21 protein-coding genes are annotated in these 19,844 nt (G+C 62.9%); 10 read left to right on the plus strand and 11 right to left on the minus strand.

Going from position 1 to position 19,844, the window contains the following annotated elements:
* The first annotated feature begins 33 nt into the window (after positions 1–33).
* The 4 genes from O3I_RS23760 (at position 34) to O3I_RS23775 (ending at position 4,228) form a co-directional block, all read left to right on the plus strand.
* Positions 34–642 carry a hypothetical protein gene (locus tag O3I_RS23760; protein WP_014985535.1) on the plus strand — a complete coding sequence of 203 codons (609 nt, stop codon included), beginning with the start codon at positions 34–36 and terminating at the stop codon, positions 640–642.
* 78 nt (positions 643–720) lie between these two features.
* A complete protein-coding gene (locus O3I_RS23765) occupies positions 721–1,710 on the plus strand; it encodes an inositol monophosphatase family protein (RefSeq protein ID WP_014985536.1) in 990 nt (329 codons plus the stop codon).
* 16 nt (positions 1,711–1,726) lie between these two features.
* Positions 1,727–2,830, plus strand: a complete 1,104-nt coding sequence (hisC, locus tag O3I_RS23770; RefSeq protein ID WP_014985537.1) for a histidinol-phosphate transaminase — start codon at positions 1,727–1,729, stop codon at positions 2,828–2,830.
* 36 nt (positions 2,831–2,866) lie between these two features.
* Entirely contained in the window at positions 2,867–4,228 is a 1,362-nt protein-coding gene (locus O3I_RS23775) for an FAD-binding oxidoreductase (RefSeq protein ID WP_014985538.1), read from the plus strand.
* Between the two features lie 16 nt (positions 4,229–4,244).
* Here O3I_RS23775 and O3I_RS23780 read toward each other — a convergent pair whose 3' ends face one another.
* Positions 4,245–5,396, minus strand: coding sequence for a pyridoxal phosphate-dependent aminotransferase (locus O3I_RS23780; protein WP_041564245.1), 1,152 nt, complete (start codon positions 5,394–5,396; stop codon positions 4,245–4,247).
* A gap of 71 nt (positions 5,397–5,467) precedes the next feature.
* Here O3I_RS23780 and O3I_RS23785 point away from each other — a divergent pair, with 71 nt between their 5' ends.
* Positions 5,468–6,283 carry a LysR family transcriptional regulator gene (locus tag O3I_RS23785; RefSeq protein WP_014985540.1) on the plus strand — a complete coding sequence of 272 codons (816 nt, stop codon included), beginning with the start codon at positions 5,468–5,470 and terminating at the stop codon, positions 6,281–6,283.
* A gap of 143 nt (positions 6,284–6,426) precedes the next feature.
* Here O3I_RS23785 and O3I_RS23790 read toward each other — a convergent pair whose 3' ends face one another.
* The 3 genes from O3I_RS23790 to O3I_RS23800 form a co-directional block, all read right to left on the minus strand.
* Positions 6,427–6,954: a hypothetical protein gene (locus tag O3I_RS23790; protein WP_014985541.1), complete on the minus strand. Its 528-nt coding sequence runs from the start codon at positions 6,952–6,954 to the stop codon at positions 6,427–6,429.
* Between the two features lie 354 nt (positions 6,955–7,308).
* Positions 7,309–7,596, minus strand: coding sequence for a hypothetical protein (locus tag O3I_RS23795; protein WP_014985542.1), 288 nt, complete (start codon positions 7,594–7,596; stop codon positions 7,309–7,311).
* A 241-nt stretch (positions 7,597–7,837) separates the two neighbouring features.
* Positions 7,838–8,947, minus strand: coding sequence for an aminotransferase class I/II-fold pyridoxal phosphate-dependent enzyme (locus tag O3I_RS23800; RefSeq protein WP_014985543.1), 1,110 nt, complete (start codon positions 8,945–8,947; stop codon positions 7,838–7,840).
* A gap of 407 nt (positions 8,948–9,354) precedes the next feature.
* On the opposite strand from O3I_RS23800, the gene O3I_RS44925 reads away from it, so the two are divergent.
* From O3I_RS44925 to O3I_RS23810, 3 genes are all read left to right on the plus strand, one after another.
* Positions 9,355–9,639, plus strand: a complete 285-nt coding sequence (locus O3I_RS44925; protein ID WP_141692173.1) for a hypothetical protein — start codon at positions 9,355–9,357, stop codon at positions 9,637–9,639.
* A 256-nt stretch (positions 9,640–9,895) separates the two neighbouring features.
* Positions 9,896–10,504, plus strand: a complete 609-nt coding sequence (locus tag O3I_RS44930) for a hypothetical protein (RefSeq protein WP_141692172.1) — start codon at positions 9,896–9,898, stop codon at positions 10,502–10,504.
* Between the two features lie 488 nt (positions 10,505–10,992).
* A complete protein-coding gene (locus tag O3I_RS23810) occupies positions 10,993–11,514 on the plus strand; it encodes a hypothetical protein (RefSeq protein ID WP_014985545.1) in 522 nt (173 codons plus the stop codon).
* Between the two features lie 792 nt (positions 11,515–12,306).
* Here the strand turns inward: O3I_RS23810 and O3I_RS23815 are convergent.
* Positions 12,307–13,437, minus strand: coding sequence for a phage tail tip lysozyme (locus O3I_RS23815; protein WP_014985546.1), 1,131 nt, complete (start codon positions 13,435–13,437; stop codon positions 12,307–12,309).
* Between the two features lie 248 nt (positions 13,438–13,685).
* Here O3I_RS23815 and O3I_RS45600 point away from each other — a divergent pair, with 248 nt between their 5' ends.
* Both O3I_RS45600 and O3I_RS42855 read left to right on the plus strand, forming a co-directional pair.
* Positions 13,686–13,862 (plus strand): hypothetical protein, encoded by a 177-nt coding sequence (locus O3I_RS45600; protein WP_167829165.1) that lies wholly within the window; start codon positions 13,686–13,688, stop codon positions 13,860–13,862.
* A 262-nt stretch (positions 13,863–14,124) separates the two neighbouring features.
* Positions 14,125–14,451: a hypothetical protein gene (locus O3I_RS42855; protein ID WP_141692171.1), complete on the plus strand. Its 327-nt coding sequence runs from the start codon at positions 14,125–14,127 to the stop codon at positions 14,449–14,451.
* Positions 14,452–14,550: 99 nt separating this feature from the next.
* Here the strand turns inward: O3I_RS42855 and O3I_RS46815 are convergent, their stop codons facing one another.
* The 6 genes from O3I_RS46815 to casA form a co-directional block, all read right to left on the minus strand.
* Positions 14,551–14,676 (minus strand): hypothetical protein, encoded by a 126-nt coding sequence (locus O3I_RS46815; RefSeq protein WP_272944268.1) that lies wholly within the window; start codon positions 14,674–14,676, stop codon positions 14,551–14,553.
* 106 nt (positions 14,677–14,782) lie between these two features.
* Positions 14,783–15,514 carry a type I-E CRISPR-associated protein Cas6/Cse3/CasE gene (cas6e, locus tag O3I_RS23825; RefSeq protein ID WP_041562811.1) on the minus strand — a complete coding sequence of 244 codons (732 nt, stop codon included), beginning with the start codon at positions 15,512–15,514 and terminating at the stop codon, positions 14,783–14,785.
* 2 nt (positions 15,515–15,516) lie between these two features.
* Complete coding sequence (gene cas5e, locus O3I_RS23830; RefSeq protein WP_014985549.1) at positions 15,517–16,323, minus strand: type I-E CRISPR-associated protein Cas5/CasD; 807 nt, start codon at positions 16,321–16,323, stop codon at positions 15,517–15,519.
* The gene (cas7e, locus tag O3I_RS23835; RefSeq protein WP_041562812.1) at positions 16,316–17,458 is read right to left on the minus strand and encodes a type I-E CRISPR-associated protein Cas7/Cse4/CasC; all 1,143 of its coding nucleotides are present in this window, start codon (positions 17,456–17,458) and stop codon (positions 16,316–16,318) included. The genes cas5e and cas7e overlap by 8 nt, the downstream gene beginning before the upstream one ends.
* Positions 17,445–18,053 carry a type I-E CRISPR-associated protein Cse2/CasB gene (gene casB, locus O3I_RS23840; RefSeq protein WP_014985551.1) on the minus strand — a complete coding sequence of 203 codons (609 nt, stop codon included), beginning with the start codon at positions 18,051–18,053 and terminating at the stop codon, positions 17,445–17,447. The genes cas7e and casB overlap by 14 nt, the downstream gene beginning before the upstream one ends.
* Positions 18,053–19,678, minus strand: coding sequence for a type I-E CRISPR-associated protein Cse1/CasA (gene casA / locus O3I_RS23845; protein ID WP_014985552.1), 1,626 nt, complete (start codon positions 19,676–19,678; stop codon positions 18,053–18,055). Before casA ends, casB begins: the two co-directional genes overlap by 1 nt.
* Positions 19,679–19,844 lie beyond the last annotated feature (166 nt).

Raw genomic sequence — 19,844 nt, forward strand, 5'->3', positions numbered from 1 at the left:
CTCTCGAGAACGAAGCCGAGGTGATCCTTCGCGATGATTGATCGGCGCGATTGGAACACGCTCTCCTTGGGACTGGCCTTGGTCGACCAAGCTGATCCACCACTGCGATTCCTGCCCGTCGACGCCGCGACCCTTCTGGTCAGAGTCGGCACATCTCCCCGACTCGGCGCGATTCTGCGGGTTGTGCACGACGTAGCCGGGCAGTTGGTCGATTGGCTACGGACGCACTACATGTCGGCTCCCGTCGACAGAGCCGCCGTCCTGTTCGGCGCGGCTACCTACGACATCGGGAAAGTCATGCATCCGGAAGAATTGTTCGCGCCGGGATCCGCCCACGAGGAAGCCGGATATCAACTGCTGCTGGCGGAGGGAGTCGGCACCGACCTCGCCCGATTCTGCCGGACTCACGCAACATGGGACGAAGACACTGCGCTCGACGATCTGTTGGTCAGCCTCGCCGACAAGGTCTGGACTGGCCAGCGAGTTCCTGCGCTCGAGCAGTTGGTCGTCCGACGCCTCGTCGCGATGTGCGAAGCGGAACCCTGGGAAGTCTTTCTGGCCTTGAACGACGAACTCACCAGAATCGCCGCCTACGCCGGACAGCGTCTGGCTTTCCAGGCCGGCTACCCGGTCAACGCGTAGCCAGTGATGACCGAGGTAGTGCGGGGTGAGCAACTACAGCAGTGGGGGACGGATCTCGAATGACGGGCGGTAAAGGCGATGACGAGCCCGGCCCCGACTGAACTCACAGCATTCGCAAAATCGCTCATTTCGATTGCCCACACCGAGATCAGACTCTGCTACCTGGAGTTGCTCGCTGTCCTTCGCGCCGATCCCGCAGTGGGCGAACAGCTTCGCGGTAGCGGTGGCTACTCACCCGTGCAAGCGGGCGCGGAGTACTACGAGATGGTCACCGATACGAAACAGCAGGCGGCACGGCTGATGCGGAATGCAATCCGACGTCGCTATCCCTCACATACCGTGATCGGCGAGGAAGTACCCGGTCAGCGTGGCGCCAATGGGTGGACATGGAGTATCGATCCGCTCGACGGGACGAGTGCCATGGTCCGCTCGGCAATGCGACGCGCGTATGGCTTACCGGCACTGCGCACCGATCCGGCGTTCGGCATCACTGTCGGCCTGCTGCACAGTGATGCCGCGATGCTTGGCGCGATCGGAGAGTTATTGCCAAGGGCCGATGATCTGGTGCTCGGCCGCGGCTGGCTGGGTGGTCGAGATACGCCGGTCATTTGCAATGGCATACCGATTCCGGCTTGGCCGACCTGGTCGGTCCGTCATCCCGACTCAGCGGTCCTGGCGTGCACCGCTCCGAAAGTCATGTTCGCACCCGGCGATCAGTGGGACAGTTTTCAAGCCCTCGCAGCGACTGCGGCCGAGGTGGTCCTCGACCAGAACTGCCTCGGTTACATGGGACTACTGAATGGTTCCATCGACGTCGTCTACGAGCGTGGTTTACCTGTTGCCCATGCGGCGGCTGTCGTACCGATCCTGGAGGGGGCCGGGGTGGTCGCCACCAACCAGCACGGGTGCCCGATCAGCTTCGAAGTAGCGGCACGTGGTCGGAAGTATGTGCTGCTGGCGGCGCGCCGACCGCTGCATCAGCGGGCGGTCGTGCTGACATCGACCAGCGCGTCCGGTGCCGACGACCGATCGGGCCAGGAAGAATCGGCCCCGCTCGGCAAAAAGTGAAAGGTACGCGGGGACGATGGATGAGCTCATGGGGTTGGTCCGCACCGCGATCAGGGAGATGCGGCCGTACAGCTCCGCGCCGACCGCGTCCAGCCGGATCACGGTCCGCGCGCGGCTCGACGCGAACGAAAGCCCCTATCCACCCTTCCCCGGAGAGGTCGAGCAATATGGGCTTAACCGGTATCCCGAGCCCCGCCCGGAGCTGTTGCTCGATGTCTTCACCACCCTCTATGGCGTCCCGCGCGACTCGCTGCTGTTCAGTCGCGGCACGGATGAAGCCATAGATCTGCTCGTACGAGGATTCTGCGCCGAAGGTCAGCACAAGATCCTTTGCACACCACCGACTTCTGCTTTGTACCGGCATGCGGCACGAGTGCAGGGGGTCGATGTGCTCGAGGTTCCGCTCACCCCGCCCGATTTCCAGCTGGATGTACCCGGAATTCTGCACACACACGCGGCGAATCCGCAGGCCACAGTGCTGTTCTTCTGCTCTCCTAACAATCCAACGGCCAATCTGCTCGATCGCGCAGACATCCTGCGTGTCGCACGAACACTGCTCGGCAAGGCAATCGTGGTGGTCGATGAGCTCTACCTCGACTACTCGAACGCGGAATCACTCGCCGATTCGCTTACCACGCACCCGAATATCGTTGTCTTGCGGTCGATGTCGAAGGGGTACAGCCTGGCCGGTGCACGCTTCGGGATCACGATCGCCCATCCCGACATCATCAGCGTCCTTGGCCGCATGATCGCACCACATCCCCTGTCCCAGAGCGCCATCAGGGCAGTCGCGCGCGTGCTGACCCCCGCCGGCAAGGATTACACCAGAGCGAATATCGACAGAGTTCTGAGCGAACGTGCAAGGGTCGCCCGAGAGTTGCGCGCCAGGTCGACGACGGCGCGAATCTTTCACAGTGACACGAATTTCCTGCTAGTCCAGGTGACCGACACACCGGCGCTGCTGAACGCGATGGAGCGCAACGGGATCAAGATTCGAGACTGCAGCACGCTGGTCGGCATCGAGAATTCGGTTCGTATATCGATCGGAACCCCCGAGGAGAACAACGCCATGCTGGCGGTCTTCGATCGGTTCGACCCCGAGAGCACCGTTTCCCACTAGCGGGGAGCAGGCCCTCGGGTGCCTAGCATCTCGTCCATGAATCCTGCGGTTGCCGCCTTGCAGGCGGTCCTACCCGATGCGGTGGTGGTGACAGATCCGGAGGTATTGGAGCGGCACGCACGGGACCGGTCGCGATTCACGAGCAGCGCGCGTCCGCTGGCAGTCGTCCGCCCGACCGTACGCGAACAGGTGCAACAGACGATGCGCGTGGCTACCCAACAGCGGATCCCAGTGGTGCCGCAGGGATTACGCACGGGCGTCGCTGGGGGCGCGAACGGGGTCGCGGGCTGCATTGCGCTCGATATGACGGCTATGAACCAGATCCGGGAGATCGACATTGTGAGCCGCATCGTCGTGGTCGAGCCAGGGGTTGTCGAAGCGGACATCTCCGCCGCGGTCGAACCACACCGACTCTGCTATCCCCCGAATCCGAGTTGGTTGCCGACCGCAACGATCGGCGGCAACGTCGCGAACGGGGGCGGCACGTGCTCTGTGAAGTACGGCGTGACGAGCCTATACGTTCTCGGCCTCGAAGTGGTGTTGGCAAACGGCGAGTTGTTGCGCTGTGGGCGCCGCACCGCTAAGGGTGTCGCCGGGTACGACGTCACCCAACTGCTCGTCGGGAGCGAAGGGACGCTGGGCGTGATCACCGAGATCACGCTGGCGTTGCACCCCGTCGCCACACCGCTGGCCACGCTGACAGCGGCGTTCGGCACGCTGCATGCCGCCGGCAGGGCGATCGAGTCGATCACCGAGTCCGGATGTATTCCCAGTGTGCTAGAACTCCTCGACCGCGTGCATCTGCGCGCGATCGAGGCACTCGCACCGAGCGGGCTGCCGGACGCAGCCGCATTGCTCTTCGCTCAATGCGCTACCGGGGCAAAGTCTTCCGAGGACCTCCACGAGATGGCCGAACTGTGCCGCGCCGCACATGCCACCGAGATCAACCTGGCGTTCGATCCAATCGAAGGCGAAAAACTCATGGCCGCACGCCAACTGGCAAATCGGGCTATGGACCGGCTCGGCACCGTCCTCATCGGCGATGTCGTCGTGCCGCGCAGCCACCTGGCCGCAATGTTCGAGGACATCGACCGGATCGCCGCCGAGAATTCGATCGTCATCGGGCTTGTCGCCCATGGCGGCGATGGGAACTTGCACCCCATGATCGTGGTCGACCGCGATGACCCTGTCGTATGGAAACGAGCCCGCACCGCCGACGAAGCGATCGTAGCGAAAGCTCTGGCCTTCGGTGGTACCTGTACCGGCGAACACGGAATCGGCCTGACGAAACGCGAGTGGCTGGCCCGCGAAATCGGCCCCACCGGCATGCGACTACAGCACGCAGTCAAAGCGGCATTCGACCCGCTAGGCATCCTCAACCCGGGCAAGGTCCTGTGACGGCGGCGCGGCGCTGTCAGTAATCCATTGCGGCGCTGATGATATCGAGCTGGGCGGCGATCCACGGCAGCGTCGTCGGGCGGTCGCTGTACAACGCTCGCAGTCTTCGTTCCTCGGTGTCACCGTAGAGAAGGCTGGTCGCGACGCGAATGTGGCAGGCCGTGGGTGGGTCGCCGAATTCGGAGCCCGGCAGCACGACGATTCCGTTGCGGGCCAATAAGTACTCAACGACCTCGTGGTCGGTGTCGAAACCGGCGACGCGCGGATAGCAGTAGAACGCGCCGTCGGGTGGCGTGGTTTTGAAGATCTCCGCCACGACGGCACCGACGCTCAGATGCAGTTTTCGGCTCTGCGCGATACGTTCCACGAGTTCTGGCGGTTCGGTGTACGCCAGCGCGGCAGCATACTGGACCGGTCTGGTGGGCGCCGACCAGACCTCGCTGGCTACGTCGATCACTTCGTCCCGCAAGTCATCGTCGACGAACCGCGCGACGCCGGTGCGCCAGCCACCGAGCGCCAAGCTCTTGCTCAGACCCGAGGTGATGACGACTCGGTGCGGCACAACCTCTGCCGGGCTGAGGAATTCAGCGTCGGTCAGGTCGCGGTAGATCTCATCTGACACGATGAGCAAATCGTGCCGCTCCGCGACCGCGCATAACTCCCGGATTACCGATGGCGAAGCAAGCCGACCGGTCGGGTTGTCCGGCAACGTCACAACAACAGTGGAGAGGTCGAACTCTCTTGCTGCGGCGTCGAGTGCGAGGGGATCCGGCACGCCGCCGACACTACGGATCCGCACCGCACACAGACCTTGCAAACCAGCCTGTGCGGCGTAGCTCACCCAACTCGGGTTCGGGAGCGCGACACCACCCGCTCGTGCACCGAGAATCGCCCACAGCAGCGGTTTACTACCGGGCCCTGCGACAACCTGCGCGGGCTCGGTCGGCAGGCCACGCCGTGACCAATATCCGGCGGCGGCATCGCGAAGTTCGGGGATGCCGGCGACCGGGCCGTACCCGGCCGTGTCCGCGGCAGCCGCGAGTGCACCGCTCAGCATCGGGTGGACAGGCAAACCGGCTTCACCGAAACCGAGGGGAACCACGGGAAGACCGCTCGCACGGCGGTAGGCAACCGCGTCATTGGCGGCAAGTGTTGCAGAGACTGGCATGGCGTCCACGGTGCCCGGCGAGAAGTATCGTGTACAGCGCGAACAATCGAAGGTGAGCGTAAGATTTTCCGATGCTCGAAATACGCCGCCTCGCACTGCTCCATCAATTCGACCGGCTCGGCAGCATTGCGGCGACGGCTGCCGCGACCGGCTATTCGGCATCCGCTGTGTCGCAGCAGCTGGCCGTGCTGGAAAGAGAAGTCGGCGTCGCGTTGCTGGAACGGTCCGCCCGCAGCGCCGCACTCACCGAGGCGGGGCGTCGTCTCGCGCAGCACGCCGCCACCATTCTCGACGCCGTTGAAACCGCCGAGTCCGATCTCGCCGACGCGGCCGGCGACACGGGCGGACGGATCGTGGTCAGCACTATCCCTACGGCCGCGATCGCCGCAGCTCCGCGTCTGATCCTGCCGAAGGGGCCTGCGGTGGTGCTGCGTCAACACACCGATGCCGACGCTTTGGACCGGCTGCGCACCCGGGAGGTCGACATCGTCGTCGTCGATGCGTGGCGGGATTCTCCCCCGGAGCCCGGTTTACTCAGAATAGAGCTGATGATCGACCCACTGCTGATCGCGGGCAGCACCGAGCATACGACCTGGTTGGTCGCGCCACCCGACCAATTGTCCCGGCGCGTAGCCGAGGACGTGATGGCCGAACTGGGCATCAAGCCTCACAGCCGATGGGAGTTCATGGGCTTGGCCACCATCGCCGACTTGGTAGCCTCCGGCGTCGGCGCCGCGATCCTCCCCCGAATGGCACTGCGCCACGTCGATGTCCCTACCACTCCGACCGGCCGCCACCGCCGCATCGACGCCGTCATCCGCGCCAGCTCGCAGGTGCGCCCCGCGGTGCAGGCGGTCATTCAGGCTCTGTCGACCCTCGATCGATGAAGCCCACGCCGTCTGAACGTGTGTGTCACCGAAGGCTTTTGCTAAAGAGAAAGGCCAGAGCATGCATCTGCTCTGGCCTTTCCTCGAGGTACTCCGACAGATCCAGTCCGGTGGCCGTGTGAAGCACCCTTGTGGTCGGGACACTACTGGTGGGCGCCTGTTATGCCTCCCAGGATTCCGCCGAGCACACAGCCCACCGCGGCACCGACCAGGACGAACCAGATACCGATGAGCGCGCCGATTGCACAGCCGATCAGTACTCCCGCCACTGTCGTGCCCGCGTCACCGATCGACTTCAGCGCCACGGCTTGCGGTGCGGAGTCGGCGCCGGTCACCGGCCCGTTCACCGGCTTGAGGGTCAGCACCGTGGCGGTGCTGTCCAGTTCCGGCTCGACTGTGAGCTGTTGACCGGTCTCGGTGCCCATGGTCGTCGGGATCGTATCGATGTAGTCACCGTCAGCCGCGGACACCGTGATCGCGGATCGATCCGGTGTCAGATCGAACGTCCCGGACGCGAGCCGGATCGTGGCCGCCGTGTGATCCTCGGCCAATGCGACGGTGTAGGCGATCGGCCCGTCGACGCCGTTGATGGAAGTCGCCACACCGGCCTCACCGTGCGCGGTAGCACCAGCGATGCCGGTGGCGCCGATCGCCAACAGAGCGGTCGCCATTATTCTTCTGATTGCCATTGAGAGTTCCCTGTGCCTTCTTGCGAGTCGGTATTCGGTATCCAGCGACTGGCTGATCGAGGAATATTTTCGAATACCACTTTCCTACTGAATGACGATTCGAAACACTCGCCATTTCCTGCCGCCCACGGACATTACGGCAACGTCACAATCCCGCCTCGCCAATGCTGGGAAGTATGGCAGCAGATCGTCCGATTCATCGATCTGCCGTGTAATTCGCTATCCCGGAACAGCATCCGGACTCAGCAGCGGATGTCGGCCGCCGCGATTACGACGACCGACCTTGTCGCTACGAGTATAGGGAGCTGCGACGACCCCGCCGAGTTCTGGGCCGGCTCATACGCAAGCCACAACCTTGCCGTCGACCCCGATATCGGCCACACCGAGAACCTGAGCGGCGACGCCGGTGTCGACCCCGAGCGTCAACAGATCGCACGGCGAGAGCAGGCCGACACCGAGGCCTGCCTTGGCGTCGACCGCGACGATTTCCTTGCTTCCATCATCCTTCAAAATGGTCAACTTCACCGTATCCGCGGCCGCCGTACCAGCCGTGAGTACGACCGCTGCGGCCATCGCCACACAGACGCCCGACACACGAGCCACCAAACCGACGTAATTCTTCATGATCAAGGCTCCTTCAGCCCTAGAAAGACGGTCCCACACCTATGTCAACTATCCGGACCCGAAGAACTTGGCTTCGGTGCCGAACCGCTCGAACGTGTACCCACCGCGGCACCTCGATGTTGAATATTGGAGGCCCGGAGCAGAGTTGGATTGCCTTGCGGCGCATCTGCCGATCAAGCGGTACCGAGGCTAGCCTGCTCCCCGATGGCGAGCTTCCCAAGCCTGGTAAGCACCCGATGCGTCAGCGGCCGCCAAAGCCACGTGGCTTCCGCTCCTCCGCATATTGATCCAGCACTGCCAGCATGGCATTGTTCTCGGCGGGTGTTCCGATGGATATTCGAACCGCGTCCGGTGCGGCTGGAAACGTGCTCCCGTCGGCTATCTTCACACCGCTTTGCGTCATCATGTCGACCAAGCCGCTCGCGTCCCTGACCTGGACGAACAAGAAGTTCGCGTCGCTGGGAAAGACTCGCACGACCGCAGAGCTGCCCGCGAGTACCCGAGCGACTCGCGTACGCTCAGTCAGCACCTTGCCGATATTCACCGCGGATCGAAGCACCCCGAGCAGCGTCATGACCTGGGTGAGTGCGCGAATCGCGTTCCGTGACAACGGACAGAAGGCGAGAACACGCCCCAGGAGGTCGATTACTTCGGGATGAGCGATGGCTATGCCGAATCGTTCGCCGGCGAGCCCGTACTCCGCCGACATGGAGCGGAGCACAACGATATTCGGATGCGCAGGAATCGCGGTGGCGAGTGATTCAGCACCAGAATAGTCGAGAAATCGGTGATCGACCACGATGATCGCGGTGCCGAACAGCTCGGTCGCGATCCGCAGGATGTCCTCCCGCTCCAACAGGTTCGAGGTCGGATCGTTCGGGGAACAGAGGAAGAGCAACTTTGTTTGCGGATTAGCCGCGTGCATGGCCAGAACGCCGTCCGGATCGAGTTGAAAACCACTGGGCAACAACGGAACTTCGACAACGCCGACCCCTTGCACCCGCGCCACGTGCGGGTAGATCGCAACTGTGGGCCGGGTCTGGAGTATCGCGTCTCGCCCCTCGACGCAGAAGCTGCGCACCAGCAAGTCGGCCGCTTCGTCCACATCGCGGGTGAACAGCAGGCATTCCCGCGGCACGCCATAGAAGTCAGCAAAGGCATCCAACAGTGGACGAGGTTGACGCTCGGGATAACGATTCAGCTCCTGCTGAGCCGGCGTGCCTGGGTAGGGCGGGTAGGGGTTCTCGTTCACATCGAGCCGAATCCGCGCACCGTACTCTTCGGTGCGCGCGAGATCGAGTGGCGTCAGGTCCAGCACGGCGGGACGTACCAGTCGAAGTATCTCGTCCATGCTCGACATCGACCCTTCGCGCTTCTCGACCAGGCGAACCGCTTGCCACCTCGGGGTCGAAACGCATTCTCCGCAATAGTTCGACCACTACTGTCAGGCGGTCGAACTAATAGTGAGTTCTCTTCGGCCACAAGAATACTCGACATCACCGAGCCGAATTCCCATAAACGGGAAGGCATCTTCCGAGCTAGGCGGAAAGAGATCACCTACCGTAAGCCGTCTTCACTTCTCAAAGGAAAGATATGCGGCCCCCACGGTTCGTCCGGCTCCCGACCAGGCTTCTGGTACTCGCCTCGCTCTCGATCATGCCCGGGATCCTGCCCACCCCTGCTCACGCCACAGTCGGCTGCCATGCCGCCACTTGTATCCAGCGGGACGACTCGGGGCGGTACGTCACCGTGATAGAGGTGCGGATCCAGACCTGCCAGACCGGGTTGCCTGGATATTTCCATGCCCACCTCACGGGTCCTGGCATCGACCGCAACAGTGAGGAACTGGAGATAACCTCCGAAAACTGCGGCGCGACGCGATTCCAGTTCCGCATCGACCAACGATTTGACGCTTGTACCGATATCCATACGGACGGCTGGAAGCGTGAGAGCCGACGTTCGGACGACTACCAGAACATGGGCCACCCATTTATCACCGTCGCCGATGGCTGTCCACGACTGTCGGACCTTCCGCCGAGGTAGGTAGTCGACACCGAGCGCAGATAGCAGGTCACTTCATAACCTGGGTGCCTGGCATTGATGCCGGATCGGCGACTGCTCCCGGGGTTCGACGCGATGACGGAACCGCCCACCGGGCTGCCAGCCGCGGCGCGGCGCATGACACCCGAAAACTCATCGACCGAATCTGTGACCATCATCCCGACGCTTCCTTTCCGAACCGCACACCTGGGCCACCTACGTCGCGACCGCTCACACTCACCACCCTGACGACGCCTACGTGTCGAAACCCGGCCTGTACCGTGACGACGGCAACGAGATACTGAATGGTTCCGACCAGGAGGACAAGGGTAAGAACATGGGCGATTTCCGACCGTACACACAGGCTGAGCTCGAGCAGATAGAGCGGGACCAGCAAGACCCGAAATGGCTGAGATGGCTGGCACCGGAGAATATGAATGCGCAATTGGATGCATTCCTGAACGAGACTGTTCAGGAGCTGCCGGACGATCCGTGGTCGACGCAGGGTCTCGATCGGGTAGAGCGATTAATTCTGGATCGATTTTCTGAGATGGATGACGTCGACCGCGTGGAAGGTTGGGCCGTTGCGGATCAATGCAGCCGGTATATTGGAGAGACGTTCCGCAGGAATTTCGAAGGGGCGTGGTTCAATGTCCCGAATTTCGGCGGTGTTCGTTATTCGAGTTTCGGGCCAGTCGTTCGTTATGAATGGGCGGGAGCCTATCTAGACACGGTCAATCTGATAACAGCCACCGTGCATCGAAAATGGGGAAACTATCTCTCTGGAATTTTCCGCAAAAACGCCAAGACTTATCAAGCGTGGGTAGGGTCGGGCCGCCCTCCCCGGGGCGAATGGATCAAGAACTGATCCTTGAAGTCTCACCGGACTCAGAGGGCCATCTCCGGTCGGCTACTTCGGCGATCGACGGCGCCGACCGCATGAACACCTCGTACTTGTCGGTGAACAGCGGAAGCAACCTACGCCGCAGCCGCCTCCCAAACCACGACCATGCGCGCCTCCTCGGACTCCTACCCGCCAATCAGCCAGGCACCATGACGCGGTTGCACCGGTAATGATGTGTCCGGAAGAACTCATGGAATACAGAAAGGTTTCCTCTACCGCCTGATAGATCCGCATTCGATAGATCGCCGTCCGCCACCCCCATCAACCATCATGCCAACCTCAGCCGGTCACCATGCCGCCACGCCGAAGGCCGCCCGAGCCGGCTGGCGAAACCCACTGGGACACCCTGTCTCCTCCGGCGGTTGCTGTGCGCACTGTTGCCACGCATGAGAAGTACGTGGTCTCGTCGTTATCCTCGGCAGACCTCGGCCGGCAAAGGAGTTCGGACCATCGTGACGAACCGCATACAAAAGCGAGAGTTCCTGAACGCCGAGTTACTGAAGTTGTTGCGGGTCGCGGACTTCGGTCGCCGCTACCTCCACTGCTACACCACTCTCGCGAGCCGATACCCACGCGGTGATCATTCGGCCGACCCGCAAGTCGTACGAAAGATACTGTCCGAGAGCACCTTACCGTTCAGGTACTTCAGGAAGGAACGCTTCTTCGGATATATCGACAGACGTCACGGATACGATGTACTGCTGCATGTCACCATTCGACGGTCGACCGTCGAATTCGCGTTGTTCGTCAGCAGCAAAGTCGGTGTTATCGGCGGCCAATGGTCGAAGCTTGCCCACCAGGCGGTCAAGGGCGACGACGCCGAGGTCGCTGTAGGTCATGAAACACGTGGCTTGCCGTTCGACAGTGAAGATTCTCTTCGCCAGATCATTGAAGGGGCCGTCGACCTCTTCGGCCATGCCAAAGACCTCATCTGCGCCCATTTCGACAGATTGCCCGAAGTGGTCGAGAGCTGAATCCCCGCGTATGCGGGGCGGTCAAGAGGTACAATCTCCACCTGCGGGTGACCCTCGCGTGGGCGAGGCATAGATTCAAGCTCAGATCATTTAGCGTCGGCCAACATCAATTATTTAGGCCCTCAGGCCAACTCGGCGGTATCGGGAAGCCTGAGGGTGCCGGTTCGGCTGGCCCGCTCTCTTGCAACGGCAAGCACGGTTCGCCCATGCTGTATTCGTGGCCTCTGCGTAGGCGGATTCCTTCGACGCAGATCCGATCGCCTGCTGCGAAGGTCCGGTCGGGATTCACATCCAGCCGAAGCACGAGGTTCTTACAAGATCCCGCCTGCTCGGTAGGTTCGGTGGTCTCGGTCATGTGGTCGAGTCCGGGCCCCCGCAGCCTGAACTTGTACGTGTCCCCCTCCAGTGGCCCACTATGGCAGACGTCGAGGGTGGCATCGACATACTCGACTCGCACCCCGTCATCCGGCGTGCTCGCGCAGGTCCACGCGAGACATCGCTGGTGATCGGCCGCTGCCTGTGGTGCCATGACCACCGGAACGGCTGCGACACCCAACGCCATGGCGGCGTAGCTTGCGATACTGTTCATCCCAATTCTCACGTACAGCTCCTGAGCTGGATTCACTTCGTCGGAACCCGCGCAATTCAACACGACGTGAGGGCCCTTCTCAGCGTTGGCGACATCAGCTCTCCGACCACCCTCGCCCCCGTCGCCGCTGCGGAACAGCAACTCTCTCGCTACGGGAACCGGAGCACATGAAAACGATTCGATCGCAACGATGGGTGCCGTGACTAGGCCGCGGTCGACCCCATCGACCGGGCTATGCTTTCTGCGAGATCCTGCCTGCTCTGCGCCGATTCGCTATTCGGGTTCCTGCTCCCGGCGCTTCGCTCGTAGTAACGATCGAAAGCCCATGCAGCCGCGCGCGGATCGGCGGCAGCCATGAACGGCCCTCTCGCCGCCGACTCCGTCGAGTTCATCTCGGCCAAGATGAAATCGATCTGGTTCTGCCAGTTTCCAATACCGCCCGGCCGGTTCTGGGCAAATGCTAGGAGGTTCGAATAGCGCCCCTGCCCGGGTACTTCGTCTCGCCACTGACATAATCCGAATGAGTTCTTCTCCCCTGCACCGTGGTTGACAACGCCCGGATTGAAGCCTGATTCCTTCTCTATGTTCGCCACGATGGCCGCAGCTTGGGCAGGTCTTAAGTTGTGCCCGGCTGGATCGGTCAGATATCGGTAGATCATCTCGCGCGCTCGTTCGACGCTGCCTCCGATGGGCGCGGACGCCTGACCGCTCGACGCGTACGAGGCCGCGCGCTCTGCAGCTGAGCGTCTGCTCACCGTGGGCGATCCGGAGTAATCAAGTGATCGAGGAACACCATTCATCATCGTCGACGGGTAACTCGGCGTGGGCGATGCGGCAAAGTTCGCGACCGGAGGCTGGGCTATGCCGCCCGCACCCTCAGAGAGCTGGTCACGCGCGGATGACACCGCCTCTTCCGCCTTACCGACCGCGCGATCGATGCCGGCGATAGCATCCATTTGCTGGGCGACCGTCGGCTTGCCGGGTACCGCTCGGACGATATCGGCGATGATGTCGTACAGCTTCGCGACTTCCTGCTGGGCCGCATTGGTCACCTCGGCGGACTGCTGCGCGATCTCGGCAACTTTGCTGTCCAACGCACCCAGACGGGTCTTGTACTCATCGACATCGCCTTGTTTTGCCCTGTACTGATCGATCATCTCACTGCGGTCGGGTGGCGGTGGCCCACTACCTGCGAGATCCGCCGCCGTGATCGCCTGAGCCGAACCGTTTCCGAGTCCCGCCATTAGACCGTCCAGCACCACCTGCGCGTGGCCGACATACGCATCTAGGATCGGGGCATCCGACCGCCGCGGTAGTTCCGCTGATGCGAACATGGTTTCAACTCCTCAGCACCTCGGTCGCGCTCGCCGGCCCGAGGCGGCAACCGCAGCGTAACTCGCGATAACTTCATTTGTGCGCCATACCTTCCGGCGGTGGGAAGACAACAGATGCTTCCCGATCATGGGAACACAATCGAATCATCGCGGTCATTAGTATCGCCACGAAGCTCGTTCGTCGAGCACAGATCCAAGCAGTCGAGCTGTTGAGTTCCGGCGCCAGCTCTCGTGACCGACGGGAATTCATGAACTCCGAAGACCGCCGCGACTATCCGCCGCTGCCGCCATGGTGGGACGATTCCGATGAAATCGCCGAATCGAAACCCCCGGGCTCACAACAGGAATGGACTGTCGTCCGAGTAGTGGCTGCAGCCGTTTTTCTCACCATCTTCACCACGCTGGTGATCCTGTTGGTTTTGTGAATTACGGGGTTCAGGAACACTCCCCATCAATGAGAAGAATACCACTCGACGAAAGGCGCACGCTAGAAGTGCGTTGAGCGGATCAGATCCAGTCGCACCGACCGGGGCGAGATGAACCGCTCACGATCGGCGGAACCCTGCAATGAGTACGAACCGAAGCAAACGACAGCGAACCGAGTACACGCTACCTAGCGCCGAGGAAATCGAACAGACGTTACGTGGCAAAAACGTCGACGCGCCGCTGTGCAATCATGTGCGGGAGTTGGTGCAACTGCACCGCTACCGCCGCAGTCACCCGCTGAATTCCAGCGAGATCGATTGCCGTCGCGCAGAACTCGCGGCACAGATCGACGGCTGGTTGCACGGCTATGTCGCAACCTACGATTTGTTGGTGCCGGACATCGAAGCACCCGGTTCCTTGGGCGCCCTGCTCGATCGAATGGCAGCGACAGCAGCGCGTGCACTGGACAAGTTGGTCGCGGCCGGACCGTCCGATCCGGCAACCCGCGAGGCCTGGGCCCGGCTCAGCGAACTCGAGGACAGATATGCGCAAATCACAGGCACTTTGGCGGCTTCCCGCGCCGGCTGAGCGGACACAGCGTTCCCGCCGCTGGACGGCGGCCGCGCCAAGAGCAATGCGGTGAATTATCAGCCGAAGAGCTTTAACGCGGCCGCATCCGATGCGTGATCAGATACCGATCAGCGCCCGGAAGAAATCGACCAGCATACCGAGAAAACTCGTCAACATCAGCGTCTCCTTTCTCTGCCGACTGTCCCGTCCATGACGGAGCACAAAACCGGTCGGCAAATCCATGATTCAAGGTGAATGTGCGCGTGGCAACTATGGCATTCCCAGTGCCGGGAGCAAATCTGGCAAATGCCCCCGCGCCACAGCGAACGACGTCGCCGCTTGCGAAATATCAACGAGTCGCGCGAATTTCACCGTCCAACGGCGCGACGGAGACAAGTCCACAGCCATAACCGCGCGCAGTTCCCACACCGTGCAGCAAACAGTGCCGCGCCATTTCCGCGTCGGTGACCCGCAGGATCCCCTCGTAGGTAGCGGTGTGCAGCGTGACCTGATGGCCGGCGTCACGCCTCTTTCGAAACGACACCCGCTGCCGCTCGGTGATCGCCAACACCGGCCTCCCGAATTCGTCGGTTTCGATCGCGAAACCCCACTTCGGCGTCGCTCGATCCGCGAACCACGTGTACTGCCGTTCTTCGCTCCGGTGGGGCAGTCGCACGCCACGTGGGCGCGGCCCAGCGAGGCGACGTTGTTGGGCCTCTGAGAGTTCGGACATCTGCCTAGTGGCATAAGTCGGACTGGCGCGCACCTTGAACCGGAACAATGCGCCGACCGTGACCCGGTCCAGCAATGGCAGATAGGACTTGATGGAAGCCTGGGGTATCTCGGCGTCGGTCCAGCCCGCCTGCTCCACGATGTGATCCCAGGATGGTTTCGTTTCGGAAAGCACCAAAAGGGCACTCCGGTGCGGTGTTTCGTGATCGAGACGCCACAACACCCGCTCATCTATTGGCTGGGCGCTGATCCCGCCCAATACCGCAGCATGTGCCACCTGCGGGCTGAGAATCAGACGCCGAGCGCCATCTCGAAGGGGGTTGATCCAGATACGGGACATATAGGCCATGATCAATCCAGGAGGTCGAGCCATGCGGGTGGTGTCGACGCGATGGCACCGTCGATGAGGGTGGGCACGGTCACTGATGTGCGACGCACCAGCCTGGCCTGGAAGCGCCGCTCCCGAGACGCGAAACTGACTGGTAGATCGCCCCGGATTTCGGTCCCGTCCGGATCATCGAGCACAACCGGCAGGGTCCGGTATGCCGAGGCCGGCCGTTCCGGAGTCCAGCGCCTGGTGTTGCGCGGCTGCCACGGAACCCGCGCCAGCACCGATTCCGGGGTGCCGGTCCACAACGGTCCGCCCGGGGCAGCCAAGTGCAGCGGTAGTGTCGGCGGACAGCTGCGACGGCCGAGGGCCAAGGGATAGCCCGGGAGCCGCAGCGCGTGCCACAGTGTGTCGAGCAACTCCGGCTCGCCGCCGAGAGCTGCTACGAAAACCGCGTCCTGCAGGTAGAACCGACTGGTGACATGGTACTTTTTCGCTCCGTCGCCGACCGAAGCTCTGCGCTGCGCGCCGTGAGCATTCACCCCAGCTGCCGGCAACGGCTGTCCGCGATAGTCGCTCACGGTGTGGAAGTCACGCAGCAATGTACCCGGCTCGTCTGTGCGTACTCCAAGGCGCAGCGCGACCAGATCCGTGATGTCGGCACCGCGTGCCCGGCTGGTCGCGGCGGCGAGCAGTCCGATGATCCCGCTCTTGGTCGGTTCGGCCGCAGTGTCACGGCGGTTGTATCTACTCTGACTGCCCCACGATTGCAGCGGTCCGGCCAGCCGCAACACCAGACACCGGGGCGTGCCGTCGGCAAGCTCAGCCATCGCGGGTCCATTGTCGTTCCGCGAGCATCCCGAGCACACCGGCCACCGTGTCGCGAAACGACAGCGGCTCCCCTAGTACCTTCGACAGTCGGTCCGCATACTCACCGGGGTAGGTCGAGCTGACACCGATCGCCGGATAGCCCCAGAGATCACGAGCCTCCTCGAAAGCCTTGGCGAACCGAACCGCCGAGTCGATGGCTAGACCGTCGCCGGATCGCACCGGGCGCTCGAACGCCGAGATCAGATTGACCGGACAATCCCGCACCGCGACGCTGGTGAGAAAGGGCGGCGTGTGGTGGGCGAAGCTGCTTTGCCGTCCGTTCGGCACCGATTTGACGAAGGCGGGTAGAAATCGCTGAACCGCCTGTAACGCGGCGGCCGCATCGCCGTCCAGGTTCGCCACCAGCTGATCCATTCCGATCGACGCGAACCGGTAGTACAACGCGGAGTTGAATTCGGCGGCGTCCACCATCTCGGCACCTGCCCCCTCGGCCTGAGGTTTCTCGTCATCGAGCGCGGTGAAGAAATCGAACTCCACCTCCACTCGGTGCGTGGACAGCGCATGGGCGACCTGCACCGCGGCATCGATGTTGAGCTGTGGCACCTGAGCAATCATTCGCCCGAACAATGCGACATCGACCGGATGACCGCTGCCTAGCTGCGCACGCACGTCCAGCGGGGCGACGGCCGCGGCCAGCCGGACGTTGTCGAGGATGGCGAGTTCCGCCGCGCGGTCGGCTACCAGCGCTACAAGCCGATCTACCTGTGCACGTCCGAAATACAGCAGATACGCCGTCTCCGAGGGGCGCCGCCCCGGCGTGATGTGCAACGTGGCCAACATCGCGTTGGTGATCCGCGTGGCCGCCGCCGCGTCGATCCCGGCCACATCTGCGAGCCTGGTGGCGACCAGCGCGCCGATCCGCTTCGTCCTGGTCGATCTCGCAGACTCTGGTTCCACGCCGTCGCTGGCCATTCTCACCCGCGTCGCGCGCTTCCATGCCTGGGATGACACCCGTGCCCGCCGCGCGCCGCCGTACTGCGCGTGTTTGGGGCTTCCGTTGTCGTCCCGGTTCGGATTCGATGGCGGCACGCTGTGCAAGACGTGGACATCTACATAGGTGTTACTGCTCGCCATGAAGCTCCTGAGTGTTCAGTGAAGTCAAGAAGGCGGTGACCGGGTGCCCCGCACTGGCCCGCTCGGCAATGAAATATCGAGATTCCCACCGTCGGCGAATTTGTGGCGACAGCTCCTGGTCTTCCCAGTCGCGTATATCTTGGTAGAGCTGGTCGTAGTCGAACCCGCTCTTGCGTAGAGGGCGCAAGCGCGCGATCAGACTGTGTAGATGAGTCGCGAGTTCGGTACGCGTCGCGCTGGTGGCAGCGGCGGCGAAACGCCGATCCAACCCTGGGGTCATTCCAGGATCGTGAGCACGCACACGCCCCAGCACAGCGGCGAACTCCCGGCCTTGGACATGGACCGGATCCCGCCGAACGCGCTGGTGCGCGGCGAAAATTCCGAGCGCTATGTGCTCGGCATGCAGATCATCACCCACGAACCCGTTGCGGGTCAGCGTCGACAGATACGGCCACATACTCGGCGACGTGCCGGGCGGCTGGGCAGCGGCACGGCGCAATCCGACCAGGACGAGCGCCGGGGGGCGCCGACCACCCCACGCAGCACGATCGCTCCAATAGAAGCCGTCGAATCCGACGGCGGGCTGTGCGCTCATCACTTCGGCTCACTTTCGCCCGGGTCATCGACAGCCAGTAACTGCGTCACCACGTTGTAGAACCGCTGGGACGCGGTGCTGGCATTCTGCCGCCGGATCGCGTGGCCCGGTCGTGAATCCTGTTGCAGCACACCGAGACAACCACGATCTGGCGCGCCGTCCAGCACGGCCGCCGCTGCCTCGAGGCTGACCTGTTTCGCCTGCAGACGCCAGAGCCGCAACGCCAGCTGCGCACACTCCGGGCGGCGCTGCATCAAGCGCAGAAGTTGTTCGGCCAGCTCGGTCAGCCGATACATCAAGGCTTCTCCGGGATCATCGCCGACACCCCACGGCCGCGGACGGGCACCGGCCGCGATCCGGAGGTCATTAGTGAAAGCGATCATCGCCACACGGAGCCGGTCCGCCTCGACAGCGATCGCGAGCATCGTATGGCGGGTCATCGAGTGATCGAGCAGCGCCGCAAGCGGCAACGGCATCGTGGCGCTGCCGGCGTCATCGATGACCGCCGACCTGCTCCCGTACGAAACGCCGACGGCCAGAAGATGTATCGGCGTGCTGAACGGAATCGACCGCCGAACCACGTGGTGGGCCAAATCCGTCAGCAGTCGTGACGACCGTAACCCGGTGGCCGTGGAATTCGTGGTGGCGAGCACCGCGGGCGCCTCGCGCCACAATTGCCGGTCGAGCTGATGGCGAATCGGCCGCATTCCCGCGGTGGTCGCACTGTCCGACCACATCGCGTGCAGTTCGTGAGCGGTCGGGATCTCGGTCAACCGGTCACCGCGCGTGACGACGGCGTGCCGCACCACCGTACGGCCGTCGGACTCGATGCGAGGGATCAGCCGAACCCTGCGAGCTTGCCAGGTCAACAGGTCGATCGGCCCCACCGCGGCCCGGGTGCTGTACTGGCTTGTCGCAGGCGGGGATTCCCAGGGCGGAAGATCGGCAGGATTCAGGCCGTCGGGCAGTACAGGGGTATTGAGCAGTAGAGTTTCCGCCAGCGTCCGGCCGATCGGCACGACCGCACCGAATTGGCCGAGTGGTCCGGTGGGATTCCCGTAGGCCTTACCTGCCCTCGCGTGAGGGTCGTCGATCGCTGCCGATTTGACTCCAGCGGTGTCCCAGCACTGCAGCGCAAGCAATGCACGCACGGCCTGTCCTGGCGAAAGCGCAGGCGGATCGTCGTCGGTTCTGGCCTCGAACAGCGGCACATTGTTGCCCACAGGCATGGACAGCACCAGGATGGCAGCGGATTTGACGGCGCCTCGGGTGGTACGCAAGGATGCCGCCTGCCCGAACGGCACCGCACCGAACAGTTCGAAGCGCGCACGATGATCGTGTAGGTAACGACGAATGAGCGGCCCCGGACAGCGCAGTCCGGTGTCCGCCCAGCGGGCCCCCCACTCGTAGGCCGCCCGCGGCGGAGCCTGAATCCTCCAGTAGACCGGCAGAAGCACGTGGCGCAGCAAGGCCACCGCTTCTAGCGGGTCAGTCAGCGCCAGTTCGATATCCGCAGCATCCAGCAGGGTATCCGTCAGCGAAAGTTCCGCCGGGGAGCCATGACGAACAATGGGGATCCACGGCTCGATGGTGAGATTGAAAGTTTCGGGCACCGATTCTGTCATCGCGGCTCCGACTGCGAACCTATTTTCATTGCGGATACTATAAATATCCGTAAATTCCGCGAGCTGCCCACCGATGGGAACGTCGAGAGAACCCCGCGTCGGCAGGGCCTATCTCTCGACGCACCGGTGCGCTATACCGTTGAGCGGTCGATCACCGCGGTCGCGG

The organism is Nocardia brasiliensis ATCC 700358, from assembly GCF_000250675.2.
Classification (GTDB): Bacteria; Actinomycetota; Actinomycetes; order Mycobacteriales; family Mycobacteriaceae; genus Nocardia; species Nocardia brasiliensis_B.

Excerpts from the sequence above, each read along its gene's own strand:
- O3I_RS23760 (WP_014985535.1), top strand. The coding sequence starts at position 34 with ATGATTGATCGGCGCGATTGGAACACGCTCTCCTTGGGACTGGCCTTG.
- O3I_RS23765 (WP_014985536.1), top strand. The coding sequence starts at position 721 with ATGACGAGCCCGGCCCCGACTGAACTCACAGCATTCGCAAAATCGCTC.
- hisC (WP_014985537.1), top strand. The coding sequence starts at position 1,727 with ATGGATGAGCTCATGGGGTTGGTCCGCACCGCGATCAGGGAGATGCGG.
- O3I_RS23775 (WP_014985538.1), top strand. The coding sequence starts at position 2,867 with ATGAATCCTGCGGTTGCCGCCTTGCAGGCGGTCCTACCCGATGCGGTG.
- O3I_RS23780 (WP_041564245.1), bottom strand. The coding sequence starts at position 5,396 with ATGCCAGTCTCTGCAACACTTGCCGCCAATGACGCGGTTGCCTACCGC.
- O3I_RS23785 (WP_014985540.1), top strand. The coding sequence starts at position 5,468 with ATGCTCGAAATACGCCGCCTCGCACTGCTCCATCAATTCGACCGGCTC.
- O3I_RS23790 (WP_014985541.1), bottom strand. The coding sequence starts at position 6,954 with ATGGCGACCGCTCTGTTGGCGATCGGCGCCACCGGCATCGCTGGTGCT.
- O3I_RS23795 (WP_014985542.1), bottom strand. The coding sequence starts at position 7,596 with ATGAAGAATTACGTCGGTTTGGTGGCTCGTGTGTCGGGCGTCTGTGTG.
- O3I_RS23800 (WP_014985543.1), bottom strand. The coding sequence starts at position 8,947 with ATGGACGAGATACTTCGACTGGTACGTCCCGCCGTGCTGGACCTGACG.
- O3I_RS23815 (WP_014985546.1), bottom strand. The coding sequence starts at position 13,437 with ATGTTCGCATCAGCGGAACTACCGCGGCGGTCGGATGCCCCGATCCTA.
- O3I_RS45600 (WP_167829165.1), top strand. The coding sequence starts at position 13,686 with ATGAACTCCGAAGACCGCCGCGACTATCCGCCGCTGCCGCCATGGTGG.
- O3I_RS46815 (WP_272944268.1), bottom strand. The coding sequence starts at position 14,676 with ATGGATTTGCCGACCGGTTTTGTGCTCCGTCATGGACGGGACAGTCGG.
- cas6e (WP_041562811.1), bottom strand. The coding sequence starts at position 15,514 with ATGGCCTATATGTCCCGTATCTGGATCAACCCCCTTCGAGATGGCGCT.
- cas5e (WP_014985549.1), bottom strand. The coding sequence starts at position 16,323 with ATGGCTGAGCTTGCCGACGGCACGCCCCGGTGTCTGGTGTTGCGGCTG.
- cas7e (WP_041562812.1), bottom strand. The coding sequence starts at position 17,458 with ATGGCGAGCAGTAACACCTATGTAGATGTCCACGTCTTGCACAGCGTG.
- casB (WP_014985551.1), bottom strand. The coding sequence starts at position 18,053 with ATGAGCGCACAGCCCGCCGTCGGATTCGACGGCTTCTATTGGAGCGAT.
- casA (WP_014985552.1), bottom strand. The coding sequence starts at position 19,678 with ATGACAGAATCGGTGCCCGAAACTTTCAATCTCACCATCGAGCCGTGG.